13 protein-coding genes are annotated in these 14,251 nt (G+C 59.0%); 12 read left to right on the top strand and 1 reads right to left on the bottom strand.

Annotation, left to right across the window (positions count from 1 at the left end; all coding sequences use genetic code 11):
• The first annotated feature begins 17 nt into the window (after positions 1 to 17).
• The 12 genes from WG939_RS10070 (at position 18) to ileS (ending at position 13,544) form a co-directional block, all read left to right on the top strand.
• Entirely contained in the window at positions 18 to 1,496 is a 1,479-nt protein-coding gene (locus WG939_RS10070) for an FtsW/RodA/SpoVE family cell cycle protein (RefSeq protein ID WP_339985348.1), read from the top strand.
• A gap of 2 nt (positions 1,497 to 1,498) precedes the next feature.
• The gene (murG, locus tag WG939_RS10075) at positions 1,499 to 2,575 is read left to right on the top strand and encodes an undecaprenyldiphospho-muramoylpentapeptide beta-N-acetylglucosaminyltransferase (protein ID WP_339985350.1); all 1,077 of its coding nucleotides are present in this window, start codon (positions 1,499 to 1,501) and stop codon (positions 2,573 to 2,575) included.
• Positions 2,576 to 2,663: 88 nt separating this feature from the next.
• Positions 2,664 to 4,040, top strand: coding sequence for a UDP-N-acetylmuramate--L-alanine ligase (gene murC / locus WG939_RS10080; RefSeq protein ID WP_445227905.1), 1,377 nt, complete (start codon positions 2,664 to 2,666; stop codon positions 4,038 to 4,040).
• Positions 4,041 to 4,045: 5 nt separating this feature from the next.
• Entirely contained in the window at positions 4,046 to 4,714 is a 669-nt protein-coding gene (locus WG939_RS10085) for a cell division protein FtsQ/DivIB (RefSeq protein WP_339985354.1), read from the top strand.
• 179 nt (positions 4,715 to 4,893) lie between these two features.
• Positions 4,894 to 6,153: a cell division protein FtsZ gene (ftsZ, locus tag WG939_RS10090; protein WP_339985356.1), complete on the top strand. Its 1,260-nt coding sequence runs from the start codon at positions 4,894 to 4,896 to the stop codon at positions 6,151 to 6,153.
• A gap of 11 nt (positions 6,154 to 6,164) precedes the next feature.
• Positions 6,165 to 6,887, top strand: coding sequence for a peptidoglycan editing factor PgeF (gene pgeF, locus WG939_RS10095; RefSeq protein ID WP_339985358.1), 723 nt, complete (start codon positions 6,165 to 6,167; stop codon positions 6,885 to 6,887).
• Positions 6,884 to 7,588 (top strand): YggS family pyridoxal phosphate-dependent enzyme, encoded by a 705-nt coding sequence (locus WG939_RS10100; protein ID WP_339985360.1) that lies wholly within the window; start codon positions 6,884 to 6,886, stop codon positions 7,586 to 7,588. The genes pgeF and WG939_RS10100 overlap by 4 nt, the downstream gene beginning before the upstream one ends.
• Before the next feature lie 43 nt (positions 7,589 to 7,631).
• Positions 7,632 to 8,051: a cell division protein SepF gene (locus tag WG939_RS10105; protein ID WP_339985362.1), complete on the top strand. Its 420-nt coding sequence runs from the start codon at positions 7,632 to 7,634 to the stop codon at positions 8,049 to 8,051.
• Between the two features lie 252 nt (positions 8,052 to 8,303).
• Positions 8,304 to 8,588 carry a YggT family protein gene (locus WG939_RS10110; RefSeq protein WP_339985364.1) on the top strand — a complete coding sequence of 95 codons (285 nt, stop codon included), beginning with the start codon at positions 8,304 to 8,306 and terminating at the stop codon, positions 8,586 to 8,588.
• Positions 8,589 to 8,802: 214 nt separating this feature from the next.
• Positions 8,803 to 9,813: a DivIVA domain-containing protein gene (locus tag WG939_RS10115; RefSeq protein ID WP_339985366.1), complete on the top strand. Its 1,011-nt coding sequence runs from the start codon at positions 8,803 to 8,805 to the stop codon at positions 9,811 to 9,813.
• Between the two features lie 76 nt (positions 9,814 to 9,889).
• Positions 9,890 to 10,045, top strand: a complete 156-nt coding sequence (locus tag WG939_RS10120; RefSeq protein WP_339985368.1) for a hypothetical protein — start codon at positions 9,890 to 9,892, stop codon at positions 10,043 to 10,045.
• A 370-nt stretch (positions 10,046 to 10,415) separates the two neighbouring features.
• Positions 10,416 to 13,544: an isoleucine--tRNA ligase gene (gene ileS / locus WG939_RS10125; RefSeq protein WP_339985370.1), complete on the top strand. Its 3,129-nt coding sequence runs from the start codon at positions 10,416 to 10,418 to the stop codon at positions 13,542 to 13,544.
• 47 nt (positions 13,545 to 13,591) lie between these two features.
• Here ileS and WG939_RS10130 read toward each other — a convergent pair whose 3' ends face one another.
• Positions 13,592 to 14,206, bottom strand: coding sequence for a hypothetical protein (locus WG939_RS10130; protein ID WP_339985373.1), 615 nt, complete (start codon positions 14,204 to 14,206; stop codon positions 13,592 to 13,594).
• Between the last annotated feature and the right edge of the window lie 45 nt (positions 14,207 to 14,251).

Raw genomic sequence — 14,251 nt, forward strand, 5'->3', positions numbered from 1 at the left:
TCGAGGGGAGTGAGATCATGACAACGCCGGAGAAATCGCAACGCGAGGGTGTGTGGCGCAAGATAACTGGGGCGTTTGCAGACCTCAACTCTCGACCACTGGCCAACTACACCATGATTCTCATCGCGGTGAGCTTCCTGACGGTCCTTGGCGTGGTGATGGTGTTTAGTTCCTCCATGACCTGGTCTGTTGTCGAAGGCAGCTCGGTGTGGGGCATGGCGACCAGGCAGGCCGCCATGGTGATCGCAGGCCTTATCGCCATGTGGGCAGCGATGCGTGCCCGGCCGGGGACAGTGCGTCTGCTTGCTCCATGGCTGATGCTTATCGCCATCGTGCTGCTCATTGCGGTGCTGATTCCCGGTATCGGTACTGGCCGCGAGGAAGTTGGTTCGCAGTCCTGGATTGCCTTTGGCCCGGTGCGCTTCCAGCCTTCCGAGCTGGCAAAGGTTGCGATCGCAGTGTGGGGTGCTTCCTTCCTCGGAGTAAGTGATGAGAAGATCGCGGAGGATTCGCGATTCCTCAAATTCACCGTGGTGGCGGCTATCATGACCGGCCTGATCATTCTGGAAGGCGACATCGGCATGGGCCTGACCTTCCTGATCATGGTCGCCTTTGTCCTGTTCTTCGCTGGCGTGCAGCTCTACTACATCTTTGCCATGGGCATTGTCCTGGTCCTGGGCCTGATTTACCTGATTATGAGCGGTGGTTTCCGTTCGCAGCGCTTCACGGTGTACTTCGACGCACTGTTCGGTAGGTTCCACGACACTCGCTCGAGTTCTTTCCAGTCCTATCAGGGCTTTCTTTCTCTGGCCGATGGTTCGGCGACTGGTGTCGGTCTGGGCCAGTCCCGCGCAAAGTGGTTCTACCTGCCGGAGGCGAAAAACGACTTCATCTTTGCCATTGTTGGTGAAGAACTGGGGCTTTGGGGCGGCGCACTGGTTGTGTTGGCGTTCCTCTGCCTGGCTTTTTACGGCACTCAAACCGCTCTGAAGTCGCACAACCGATACATGGCTTTGATGGCTGCTTCGCTCACCGCTGGTGTGGTTACGCAGGCATTCATCAACATCGGCTACGTCATTGGTTTGCTTCCAGTTACGGGCATTCAGCTTCCGATGATCTCTGCGGGTGGTACGTCCGCGATCATCACCTTGGGCTCTATGGGCTTGCTCGCTAGCTGCGCACGCCATGAGCCAGAGGCCATTTCCGCGATGCAGTCTTATGGTCGCCCAACCGTCGATCGCATGTTGATGCTGCGAGAGCCGGATGTTTCCGACATTGAACCGATTCGGACGAGCCAACCGGCCACGAAGCAGTCGCCGCGTCGAGAGCCAGTGGTGCGACGTCGCAGCACCGAACGGTCGGACGCGAGGGCATCCCGCGGTGGTAGCGTCGATCAAAGAAGTGAACAACGTCGGCAAGCTTATCGGCAGCGGTCGCGGACTCGGCAGACTCCGCCACAACCCGGTAGCCGTCCGGAGCGCAGGAGGAACAGCTAGAAATGTCGCATGAAGGATTGTCGGTTCTCGTTGCCGGCGGTGGAACAGCAGGTCACATTGAGCCTGCGCTTGCGGTGGCTGACGCACTGGTAGAAGAGCACGGCGCCACGGTTACTGCTCTGGGCACTCCGAAGGGCTTGGAGCGCGAGCTGGTGCCAGGACGTGGATTCCCACTCGAACTTATTGATCCAGTTCCTGTTCCGCGCAAGCCAAGCATCGATTTGGTGAAGCTGCCGTCTCGAGTAGTTCGCGCTGTGAATCAGACCCGAAAGATTCTGGACAAGATCGAAGCCGACGTTGTCGTCGGTTTTGGCGGTTATGTGTCGGCGCCGGCTTATATTGCCGCCAAGCTCAACAAGGTGCCGTTTGTTGTCCACGAGGCTAATGCCCGCGCTGGCATGGCAAACAAGCTTGGCGTGAAGCTCGGCGGACTCGGCCTCAACGCGGTTGACGGTTCCGGCATGAAGGGCCAGGTTGTAGGCGTGCCAATCAAGGCGAGCCTGACACAGGAGCAGTCGTGGGAAAAGAAGACCGCTGGCTACGCAAAGTGGGGTCTTGATCCTGCGAAGCGCACCTTGCTGGTCACGGGTGGTTCCCAGGGCGCGCGTTCAATCAACAATGCTCTGGCCGACTGTATCGAGGAGATCGTCGAGGCTGGTTTCCAGGTGCTGCATGCCTACGGCAAGAAGAATAAGGAACCGCGCATGTTCCCTGGTTACGTTGCGGTGCCTTACATCGAGACCATGGACCTTGCCTACGCCATCGCCGATTTGGTGGTGAGTCGCGCCGGAGCGATGACCGTCGCTGAAGTCACGGCTGCTGGCATCCCTGCGCTCTACGTCCCGCTGCCGCACGGCAACGGCGAGCAAGCACTCAACGCCGTGCCCGTCGTCGAGGCCGGGGGAGCGCAACTCATCGACGACGCTGAACTCACCGGCGAACGGCTCGGCGAAAGCGTCATCGCATTGCTTCGCGACGACGATCTGCGCTCACACATGGTGCGAGCCGCCCAAGCTACCGGCTTTGGCCACGCAGCAAGCGAAATTGCCGGCATCGTCGCTGGCCTGGCAAAGAACTAAATTTCAAAAACGTAAAGGATCCTTGATCATCGTGACTGCTTCCATTGACCTCTCCCGAGTTCATCTGATTGGTATTGGCGGTGCCGGCATGTCCGGCCTGGCACGTATCTTGCTTGACCGTGGCATGACCGTCACGGGATCCGATGCCAAGGATTCCCGCATTATCTTCTCCCTCACCTCCGCTGGTGCGAAGGTTGCAATCGGGCATGCCCGAGAGAATTTGGAGCTGTCGGGTCAGCTTCCTACCGTCGTGGTGACTTCATTCGCTGCGATTCCACAGGACAACCCGGAATTGGTGGGTGCGCGCGAAGCGGGGATTCCTGTTATTCGCCGTTCTGACCTGTTGGCTGAACTGATGGTTGGCTACCAGCAGGTGCTGCTGGCTGGTACCCATGGCAAGACGTCCACTACCTCCATGACGGTTGTGGCCATGCAGGCTGCCGGACTGGATCCGAGCTTTGCCATCGGCGGTCAGCTGAGCAAGTCCGGAACCAACGCTCACCACGGCACCGGGAATGCCTTCGTTGCCGAGGCCGACGAGTCCGATGCTTCGCTGTTGCGCTACGAGCCAACCGTGGCTGTGGTGACCAACATTGAGCCTGATCACCTGGACTTCTTCAAGACTCGCGAGGCGTACTTCCAGGTCTTTGATGATTTTGCTGACCGCATTTCGGACACGGGCACGTTGGTTGTCTGCCTCGATGATGACCACGCTGCAGCGCTCGGCGAGCGCACCCTGAAACGGGGGATTCGGGTGCTGGGCTATGGCACCACCGCTGCTGCGAAACAACACCCAGAGATCCCGGTCGGAGTAGAAATAACCGATCGCGTGTCCACCGAGTTCGGCTCGACCGTGACCATGCGCATCGAAGAGCGTGATCTCACCGTTGATTTGCACATCCCAGGTGCTCACATGGCTTTGAACGCGGCGGCAGCGTTGCTGGCTGGCCGATTGGTGGGCGGGGACGTCGACAAGCTCGCGGAGGGGCTCGGCGAGTTCACCGGTGTGCGTCGTCGTTTTGAGCACCGTGGCACCATCACCTCGGGCGAGTTTGAGGGCGTGCGCGTCTTTGACGACTACGCGCACCACCCGACTGAGGTTGAGGCTGTTCTTCGCGCGGCGCAGCAGAAGGTCGCAGCTGAGCGGAGTGGCAAGGTCATCGTGGCCTTCCAACCACACCTGTACTCGCGAACCATTGAGTTTGCTGACGAGTTCGCTGAGGCACTGTCGTTGGCGGATCAGGTCATCGTCCTGGATATCTACGGCGCGCGTGAGCAACCAGTCGACGGGGTGACCGGCGAGATCATCTCTGGCAAGGTGACCAAGCCAGTTCAGTTTGTCCCGGACTTTGACAAGGTTGCAGCAGCTGTGCGATCCGTCGCTGGCCCAGGCGATCTCATTCTGACCATGGGCGCGGGTAGTGTGACGCATGCGGCTTCGGAAATCCTTCTCGAATTGGCCTAAGCCCTATGAAGTTACGTGGAAAAGCGATTCTTGGAGCTGCCGGCGTAGCAGTATTGCTCGCGGTTATTGCGACGTTGACCTTGCTTTTTGTGCCCGCCTTCCAGGTGGCAAAGGTGAGCGTTGAAGGCAATGTCCACACTGCAGCGGAAGATATTGATGCAGCCAGTGGCGTGGTCAAGGGTGCCCCTTTGGTGCGGGTGAATACGCAGCAGGCGGCCCAAAACATCGCCACCATGCCGTGGGTGTCGAAGGTAAACGTCGATCGCAGTTTTCCTGACACTGTGAAGGTAACGGTGCAGGAGCGTCGCGCGACGCTATTTGCCAACCGCGCTGATGGGCCGCACCTTTTCGACGACACAGGCCGCCCCTTCGTGATCGAGCAACCACCGATCGGCACGGTAGAAGTCACGGGCACTTCCCAGGATGATCCGGCTGTGTTTGCTGACGTTGCCAAGGTTGTCGGTGCGCTTGATCTTCCTGTTCGAGACCAGCTTGAGCGTGTTGAAGCCCCAAGCAAATACGAGCTAAAGCTGTATTTTGCTGGTGGCAAGGAAGTGTACTGGGGCTCCGCTGAACAGACCCATGACAAGGCTCGCGCGACGGCTACCGTGCTGCAACGCGAAGGGCAGCGCTGGAACGTCAGTGCGCCTGGCATGGTCACGCTCATCCCTTAAACTGGGGTGGGAAAGAGCACGTCAAAACCCTAAACCTTTAGTTTAGGGTACCGACACGCGGGGCAAAATGTCCGACTGTTTTCCGCAAAAGTGCGTGAAGATGGAAAGCACGAACGCACCTGCGTTGCCCTTGTTGCAATGGACTTCTTCACAACTTTCGAAAGGCGAGAGAAAAGCACATGACCTCACCGAACAACTACCTGGCCGTTATCAAGGTCGTCGGCGTCGGCGGCGGTGGCGTCAACGCTGTCAATCGCATGATCGAGGAAGGCCTGAAGGGTGTCGAGTTCATCGCCATCAACACCGACTCCCAGGCTCTGATGTTCTCTGATGCAGACGTCAAGCTTGATATCGGACGTGAGGCCACCCGCGGTCTCGGCGCTGGTGCTAACCCAGAGGTTGGCCGTGCTTCCGCTGAGGACCACAAGTCTGAAATTGAGGAGACCCTCAAGGGTGCAGACATGGTCTTCGTTACCGCAGGCGAGGGCGGTGGCACGGGTACTGGCGCCGCTCCAGTCGTGGCTAACATCGCGAAGAAGCAGGGCGCGCTGACCGTTGGTGTCGTTACCCGTCCATTCAAGTTCGAGGGCCAGCGTCGCACCAAGCAAGCCATCGAAGGCATCGAGGCACTGCGCGAGGTCTGCGACACCCTCATCGTTATTCCAAACGACCGCCTGCTGCAGCTTGGCGACGCATCCCTGTCCATGATGGACGCGTTCCGTTCCGCTGACGAGGTCCTTTACAACGGTGTTCAGGGCATTACCTCCCTGATCACCACGCCTGGCGTGATCAACGTTGACTTTGCTGACGTTCGCTCCGTGATGGCCGACGCTGGCTCCGCTCTCATGGGTATCGGTTCTGCTCGTGGCGAGAACCGTGCTGTCAACGCAGCTGAGCAGGCCATTAACTCTCCATTGCTTGAGTCCACCATGCAGGGCGCAAAGGGCGTGCTGCTGTCCTTCGCTGGCGGTTCCGACCTGGGCCTCCTTGAAGTTCACCAGGCTGCCGAGATGGTTCAGCAGCAGGCTGACCCAGAGGTCAACCTGATCTTCGGTACCATCATCGACGACAACCTCGGCGACGAAGTTCGCGTCACCGTCGTGGCTGCTGGTTTTGACGGTGCTGCAAACAACACCGCCCAGATCAACGCACAGGCTGCAGCTCCTGCTCAGCCACAGTCTGCAACTGCTACTCCTGCACCTGCTTCCAGTGGCCTGTTCCAGGACGCTGCGCCAGCACCAGCAGCTGAGCCGGTTGCACATGTAGAGTCCGAGTACGACCGTCGCGAAGAGGCTGTTCGTGATCAGCTCCGTTCCGACCGTGAGGGCATGTTCACCCGTCGCGAGGATCGCGACCGTGACCGTGGCCGCGACTACGGTCGTCGCAGCCGTCGTGACGACTTCGGCGACGATCTCGAGCCACCTAGCTTCCTCCGCTAAACTGTTGGGGCATGGCCCTGACTAAAGATTTCCGCCCCGTCCGCAAGGTTTTTACCAACCGTGCAGGCGGGGTTTCTGCATCCCCATATGAGTCTTTCAACCTGGGGGACCACGTCGGCGACGACCCAGCTGCGGTCGCTGCCAATAGGCAACGACTCGCCCATGTTCTCGAGCTCCCAGAGGACCGGCTGGTGTGGATGGAACAGATCCATTCACCTAACGTGACCGTGGTCGATGGCCCGTGCGACCAACCTGTCGAAGCTACCGATGCGCTGGTCACCACCCAGCGTCAATTGGCGCTCGTGGTGCTAACTGCTGACTGCGTTCCGCTGCTGTTGTCGGACGATGAAGCGGGCGTGGTGGCCGCCGTACATGCGGGACGAATGGGCGCTCGCAACGGCATCGTGCGCAAGACCGTGGAGAAGATGGTGGAGCTCGGAGCTCGCCCGGCGAAAATCCACGCCCTGATGGGAGCTGCAGCGTCAGGCAAAAATTACGAAGTTCCCGAAGCAATGGCCAATGATGTCGAGGCCCGCCTTCCCGGCTCGAAGGTCCGCACCACCAAAGGCACCTGGGGGCTCGATATCCGCGCAGGTCTCATCCGCCAACTGCTGTCCCTAGGAGTTCAAGCCATCGATTCTGACCCGAGGTGCACCATCGATGACGAATCCTTCTTCTCTTACCGCAGGGAAGGAACCACTGGTCGCCAGGCAGGCATCGTGTGGTTGCCATGACTCGCAAAGAGGAACTAGCCACGAGACTTGCTCAAGTTCAGGCTCAGATCGTTGAGGCAGCCGAAGCCGCAGGCCGGGATCCGAAATCGGTCAAACTGTTGCCGGTCACCAAGTTTCATCCGGCCTCCGATATCGCCCTTCTCCATGAGCTCAGCGTCACTGAGGTAGCGGAGAACCGCGAGCAGGAAGCGCGTAGTAAGGCCGAATCCCTGCCAGACATGGCATTTCACATGATCGGCCAGATCCAAACCAAGAAAGCCAATTCCGTAGCCCGATGGGCCTCCTGTGTGCACTCCGTCGATTCCATCCGCCTCGCCGACGCCCTCAGCCGTGGCGTCGGCCTGGCCATCGAACGCGGCGACCGGTCCGAGGAAAGCTTGCCTTGCCTCATTCAGCTCAGCCTCGACGGGGATGCTGCGCGCGGGGGAGTGGCCGCCCAGGACGTCGCCAAGCTTGCCGACGCCATCGAGTCCGCACCCCACCTGCATCTTGCCGGGCTCATGTGCGTGCCACCCCTGGGCTGGGAGCCTCGCGATGCCTTCTCCCAAGCATCCGAGGTGCACCAACAGCTTGCAAACACCTACGGGCGCCCCATGGAATTCTCCGCAGGGATGAGTGGCGATATGACGGAAGCAATTGCGTGTGGATCTACAATCGTGCGTGTCGGAACAGCAATTCTCGGGTCTAGACCATTACCGTAAAAAACACAACACGCTGCACACCACCGACGCAAAGGAAACCACCATGGCAGTTTTCCAAAAGTTCAACGAGTTCTTCGGCCTTACCCCATACGACGGCGAAGATGAGGCATACTACGGCGATGAGCGTCGCTACGACGCAGCTCCTGCATACTCCACCGAGGCAACCGCCCGCGCATACGAGCCAGCACCACGCTCCTACGAGCCAACCATCGAAACCGTCATCGTCCGCGCCTACGACGAAGCTAACCTGATCGGCGAGCCATTCCGCGACGGCGACGCAGTCGTCTTCGACCTGGAAGACCTCGAAGGCTCCGACGCGCGCCGTGTCGTCGACTTCGCAGCCGGCCTGTGCTTCGCACTCCGCGGACGCATGGAGCGCCTCGACACCCGCGTCTTCGCCATCGTCCCAGAAAACGCCAACATCACCGGCTACGAGCTCAAGCGAGCAGCACGCCTGGGCTAAGCCCCGCGGATTCCCTGTGGCCTGCAGCGGCTCTATCTAGAACATCCCGTCTCCCCAGTTGGAGGCGGGATGAAATCTTTCCCGCCTTTGGGCAGGTTTTCTGGTGTTTTCCCAGGATGGGTGGTTCAAATGGGGGAAAGATTTCCCTTTTCCTGAAATCTTTCCCGTCTTTAGACAGGTTTTCCAGCGTTTCCCCAGGACGGCGTGCCCCTATAGGGGAAAGATTTCCCCCAATAACGTAAGGTTTTTCGGGTGAGTACTATTACTTCGATTCTCATGCTGGTACTGCAGATCTATTTGTATCTGCTCATCGCCCGCATCCTGATTGAGATGATTCAGTCCTTTTCGCGGCAATTCCGGCCGCCGACATGGTTCGCGATGATCGCTGAGCCTATTTTCGTGGTGACGGACCCGCCTGTGAAGGCGTTGCGGCGACTGATTCCACCCATTCGAATGGGTGGGGTAGCACTTGATGTGTCAATTCTGGTGCTTTTTATTGGCCTGCAATTTGCTATTGGTTTGCTGGCTGCATTTTAGAAACTGCAGCTCATTCCGCACGATTTAGTGGAAAATGCTAAATTAGATGTCAAATTCCATTCAGCAAGCGCAAAGAATTCTCGGTGTGAATCGGGGTTTCGCTACCGTTGTTTGGGAGAATTAACTAGACTGTAAAGAAATTTGCTGTGGAATCATCTACAGCGTGCCTCCACAACCCGCTGGAGGTTGCAAAGTATCGCGAAGGGAACCGTCAATGCCGCTGACTCCAGCTGACGTGCACAATGTCGCTTTTAGCAAGCCTCCAATCGGCAAGCGTGGCTACAACGAGGATGAGGTAGATCAGTTCCTCGACCTCGTTGAGGACACGCTGGCACAGCTCCAGGAAGAGAACGAGGATCTTCGTTCGAAGGTCGCCGAGCTTGAGAAGTCCGGTGGCAAGGTAACTGCAGCTCCAGTAGCAACCCCAGCTCCTGCCGTCGATACCGCAGCTATTGAGAAGAAGGCTGCTGCCGACGCTGAGGCTAAGGTCCGCGCAGAGTTTGAGAAGAAGCTTGCCGACGCTGAAGCTGCTAACAAGAAGCTGCAGGATGAGGCAAACAAGGCTCGCCAGGAAGCTCAGGCTGCGAAGGAAGAGGCCAAGAAGGCTGCTTCCTCCAAGCCAGCGGCTGCTGCTGCCGCCCCAGCCGCTGCCGCAGCAGTTGCCGGTGCTGGTGCAGGCGCTGCTGGCGTCGCAACCGCAGACACTCACATGCAGGCAGCCCGCGTCCTCGGCCTGGCTCAGGAAATGTCCGATCGCCTCACCTCCGAGGCTCGTGCAGAGTCCAAGTCCATGCTCGACGAGGCTCGCGCAGCAGCAGAGAAGACCATCAACGATGCAAACTCCGCTTCCGCTGCCACCCTGTCTGAGGCACGCGCCAAGGCTGACAAGATGACCGCTGACGCTGACCAGAAGGCAAAGGCAATGATTGCCGACGCCACCCAGCGTTCCGAGAAGATGATCGCCGACGCCACCACTCAGTCCCAGACCCAGCTCAAGCAGGCTGAGGACAAGGCCAACGCTCTGCAGGCTGACGCTGAGAAGAAGCACACTGAGATCATGGCAACGGTCAAGCAGCAGCAGTCCGTCCTGGAAGGCCGCATCTCCGAGCTGCGCACCTTCGAGCGCGAGTACCGCACCCGCATGAAGACGCTCCTCGAGACCCAGCTCGAAGAGCTCGTCTCCCGTGGCCCTGCCGCACCAGCTGGCAACCCAGACCAGCAGTAGCATTTTGAAACCACACTCCCTCTCAGCACTGATTCCGCTGAGGGGGAGTTGTGCTGTCCAATGAAAGGATCACCACATGACCGTGATCTCCATGCTGCTCGCCATGACAGCATTTGCATGCTTCGTCGCCGGAGTCTCTACCGGTGACCCTATGTGGTACATGCTGGTGGTTATCTTCGCCATCGTGGGGCTCATTGTGTGGTTCATGGATCTGCGCAGCAAGCGGAAATAGGGGATGAAGGGGGATTTTAGGAACCCGAGTTTCGGGCCAAATCACGGAATTTTGCCGAGCAAAGCCCCGAAACTCAGTTTCCTAAACTCGGGGTTTCCCCGAAAATACCCCTCGACCTGAGCAACCTATTTCCGGTGCTTTGTCGATTCGGATATAATCGAGCCCACATGAGCAATGATCCGGCTATCACCGGGGAGCTTTCCGGAAGAACGGCCTTAAATGGGCTCAGTAGAACCGGGCGGGTGGGACCGTGACAGACCTTCTAGACCAAATGAAGCGGGGCCTTTCAAAAGGGTCCAAGCGGGGTGGTACCGCGTCCACATTGGGCGTCCCGGCAGCCAAATGAATCGAGCTGCGAGGAGCCCCAACAATGACCGAGACCGGCCGCGTTTACCCGCGCGAAGACCTTTCAGGCGGGTCAAATAAGTTCCCAGAAATGGAACGCAATGTCCTGGACTTTTGGGCCAAGGATCAGACTTTCCAGGCATCTTTTGATAATCGCGAATCAAGCGCTGAGTACGTTTTTTACGACGGCCCTCCGTTTGCCAATGGCTTGCCTCACTACGGTCACCTGCTGACCGGTTACGTCAAGGACATCATCCCTCGCTACCAGACCATGCGCGGCAAGAAGGTTGCCCGTGTGTTCGGTTGGGACTGCCACGGCCTGCCTGCCGAGCTTGAGGCAGAGAAGCAGCTTGGCATCAAGACCGGCGAGATCGAGGGCATGGGCCTGGCCAAGTTCAACGAGTACTGCGCAACCTCCGTACTCAAGTACACCGAGGAGTGGAAGCAGTACGTTACCCGCCAGGCTCGCTGGGTCGATTTCGACAACGGCTACAAGACGATGGACCTGAACTTCATGGAATCCGTCATGTGGGCCTTCAAGGAGCTCTACGACAAGGGCCTGATCTACCAGGGCTTCCGCGTCCTCCCATACTCCTGGGCCGAGCAGACGCCGCTGTCCAACCAGGAGACCCGCCTGGATGACTCCTACAAGATGCGCCAGGACCCAACACTGACTGTCACCTTCCCGGTCGTCGGCAAGCGGGGCGGCGAGCTTAACGACGCCCTGAAGGGCGCCAACCTCCTGGCCTGGACGACCACGCCGTGGACCCTGCCTTCTAACCTGGCGCTGGCAGTTCACCCTGAGGTGGACTACGCGCTGGTGAAGGCTGAGGACGGAACCAAGTACGTGCTGGCTGAGGCTTTGGTAGGTGCTTACGCTAAGGAACTGGGCGAGTACGAAGTTGAGCAGACCTTCAAGGGCGCTGAGCTCGAGGGCGTCGAGTACACCCCGATCTTTGACTTCTTCCTGGATCAGCCGAATGCATTCCAGGTGATCGTCGCCGACTACGTGACCACCGAGGACGGCACCGGTATCGTTCACCAGGCACCTGCCTTCGGTGAAGACGATATGTTTGCCTGCGCCGAGTACGGTATCGATCCGGTGATCCCGGTGGGCATGGACGGCAAGTTCACTTCGCTGGCGGGGCCATACGAGGGCCAGCTGATCTTCGACGCGAACAAGCAGATCATCAAGGATCTGAAGGCTGCTGGCCGAGTCGTACGTCAGCAGACCATCGAGCACTCCTACCCGCACTCTTGGCGTTCCGGCGAGCCACTGATCTACATGGCGTTGCCATCCTGGTTCGTTGCCGTGACCAAGTTCCGTGACCGCATGGTGGAGCTGAACAAGGAGGGCATCGACTGGATGCCGTCTCACATCCGCGACGGTCAGTTCGGTAAGTGGCTGGAGGGGGCTCGCGACTGGAACATCTCCCGTAACCGCTACTGGGGCTCTCCAATCCCAGTGTGGGTTTCCGACGATGAGAACTACCCACGCGTGGACGTCTACGGCTCTCTGGACGAGCTGGAGCGCGACTTCGGCGTGCGTCCGACCTCCCTGCACCGCCCATACATCGACGAGCTGACCCGCCCGAACCCAGACGACCCAACCGGTAAGTCCATGATGCGCCGCGTCCCAGAGGTTCTTGACTGCTGGTTCGAGTCCGGTTCCATGCCGTTCGCCCAGAAGCACTACCCATTCGAGAACAAGGAATGGTTCGACACCCACTCGCCAGCTGACTTCATCGTGGAGTACTCCGGCCAGACCCGTGGTTGGTTCTACACCCTCCACGTCCTGGCTACTGCGCTGTTCGATCGCCCAGCGTTCAAGAAGGTTGTGGCTCACGGCATCGTGCTTGGCGACGACGGACTGAAGATGTCCAAGTCCAAGGGCAACTACCCGAACGTCAACGAGGTCTTCGATCGCGACGGTTCCGACGCGATGCGCTGGTTCCTGATGTCCTCGCCAATCCTGCGTGGTGGCAACCTGATCGTCACCGAGCAGGGCATCCGCGAGGGCGTGCGCCAGGCGCTGCTGCCAATGTGGAACGCGTACAGCTTCCTGCAGCTCTACGCTTCCAAGCCTGCTACCTGGTCCGTCGACTCCGAGGACGTGCTGGATCGTTACATCCTGGCCAAGACCCACGACCTGGTTGCCGGCATGCAGGAGGCGCTGGACAACACGGATATCGCTTCCGCGTGCGACCAAATCCGCGTTTTCTGCGACGTCCTGACCAACTGGTACGTGCGCCGTTCCCGCGACCGCTTCTGGGCGGGCGACGAGGCACACCCAGAGGCCTTCAACACCCTCTACACCGTGCTGGAGACCCTGACCCGCGTGGCTGCACCGCTGCTGCCAATGGCATCCGAGGTGATCTACAAGGGCCTGACAGGGGAGCGCTCTGTCCACTTGGCGGACTACCCAGCCGCAGCTGACTTCCCAGCCGATGCTGCATTGGTGGAGGCCATGGACGGTGTGCGTGGTGTCTGCTCCGCAGCCTCCTCTGTGCGCAAGGCAAACAAGCTGCGCAACCGCCTGCCACTGCCATCCCTGACCGTGGCACTGCCGGAGTCCGCACGCCTGGCTGACTTCACCGCGATCATCCGCGATGAGGTCAATGTGAAGGAGGTTGTTTTGTCGGATGACGTTGACTCCGTCGGCCGCTTCGAGGTCGTTGTCAACGCCAAGGTCGCAGGTCCGCGCCTCGGTGGCGATGTCCAGCGCGCCATCAAGGCTGTCAAGGCCGGCAACTACACCCGCTCCGGCGACGTGGTGCTTGCCGACGGCATCGAGCTTCACGACGGCGAATTCACCGAACGACTCGTCGCCGCAAACCCAGAATCCACCGCACAGGTGGACGGCTTTGGTGGCCTCGTGTCCCTGGACATGACAGTCACGGAAGAACTCGAAGCTGAAGGTTGGGCAGCCGACATCATCCGTGGTCTGCAGGATGCTCGTAAGGCAGCAGACTTCGATGTCTCTGACCGCATCACTGTGGTCCTGTCCGTTCCTGCCGATAAGGAAGAGTGGGCTAAGCGTCACGCAGAGCACATGGCTGCTGAGACGCTTGCTACATCCTTTGAGGTCACCACGGATCCTGTGGAAGGTACCGAGGTGCTCAAGGGCGTTACTGCCCGGGTGGCAAAGGCATAACACCTGAAATAGTAGAAGGGGCGCTGACCTTTTGGTCGGCGCCCCTTTTATTCTGGCTGAGTCATCTTGACCAGTTTGATGCCTGCACGAATGAAGTAAATTCCCACCAGAGTTTCGATGATCATCGATGGTCCCCAGGCTAGGATTTCGAAGAACAAGTTTTCAAAGTCCCGCAAGTTGACGATGTAGTAAAGGATCCAGAAGAGGCCATCGATCGCAAGCCCCACCCCGAGCCATTCAGGGAAGAGCGGGTGCCTCCTGAGACAGTAAGACAGCGGGAATAACGCCAGAGAGTACACGAATTGGGCGACGAGGAAGGTGGCATTAAAAGCGCCAATGTCGGGCACTCGTTGCATGAGATCCATGACGCCTGAGAGCTGTATCGCTCCACCCACAACTGCGAGGATTGACGTGATGATCGCAGGAGTGCGCAACGAGCGAGGCATCGAGTGGGAAAACGCAATTGCAGCGCCCAAAAAAGCAATGATGGACCCGAACCGCGCCAACGCGGAAATCATAGATTTGAAGTCTGCGCCATCTGGCCAATTGACATCCGCGAAAGTCACCAGGATTAGGTACAACGCCCAGCCGAAGGCTGCGTACAGCATTGCCTGGCCTTGATCGCGGCCTTCGTAGAGGGTGCCTAATGCAGCTTTCTGCATGGCACCTCCCAGATGATTGTTTTGTCGACAGCTAAATATTAGCAG

Origin of the sequence: Corynebacterium sp. H130, from assembly GCF_037572395.1 — a bacterium.
Taxonomy (GTDB): domain Bacteria; phylum Actinomycetota; class Actinomycetes; order Mycobacteriales; family Mycobacteriaceae; genus Corynebacterium.

Coding starts and splice junctions, on each gene's coding strand:
- WG939_RS10070 (WP_339985348.1), top strand. CDS start 18: ATGACAACGCCGGAGAAATCGCAACGCGAGGGTGTGTGGCGCAAGATA.
- murG (WP_339985350.1), top strand. CDS start 1,499: ATGTCGCATGAAGGATTGTCGGTTCTCGTTGCCGGCGGTGGAACAGCA.
- murC (WP_445227905.1), top strand. CDS start 2,664: ATGTCCGGCCTGGCACGTATCTTGCTTGACCGTGGCATGACCGTCACG.
- WG939_RS10085 (WP_339985354.1), top strand. CDS start 4,046: ATGAAGTTACGTGGAAAAGCGATTCTTGGAGCTGCCGGCGTAGCAGTA.
- ftsZ (WP_339985356.1), top strand. CDS start 4,894: ATGACCTCACCGAACAACTACCTGGCCGTTATCAAGGTCGTCGGCGTC.
- pgeF (WP_339985358.1), top strand. CDS start 6,165: ATGGCCCTGACTAAAGATTTCCGCCCCGTCCGCAAGGTTTTTACCAAC.
- WG939_RS10100 (WP_339985360.1), top strand. CDS start 6,884: ATGACTCGCAAAGAGGAACTAGCCACGAGACTTGCTCAAGTTCAGGCT.
- WG939_RS10105 (WP_339985362.1), top strand. CDS start 7,632: ATGGCAGTTTTCCAAAAGTTCAACGAGTTCTTCGGCCTTACCCCATAC.
- WG939_RS10115 (WP_339985366.1), top strand. CDS start 8,803: ATGCCGCTGACTCCAGCTGACGTGCACAATGTCGCTTTTAGCAAGCCT.
- WG939_RS10120 (WP_339985368.1), top strand. CDS start 9,890: ATGACCGTGATCTCCATGCTGCTCGCCATGACAGCATTTGCATGCTTC.
- ileS (WP_339985370.1), top strand. CDS start 10,416: ATGACCGAGACCGGCCGCGTTTACCCGCGCGAAGACCTTTCAGGCGGG.
- WG939_RS10130 (WP_339985373.1), bottom strand. CDS start 14,206: ATGCAGAAAGCTGCATTAGGCACCCTCTACGAAGGCCGCGATCAAGGC.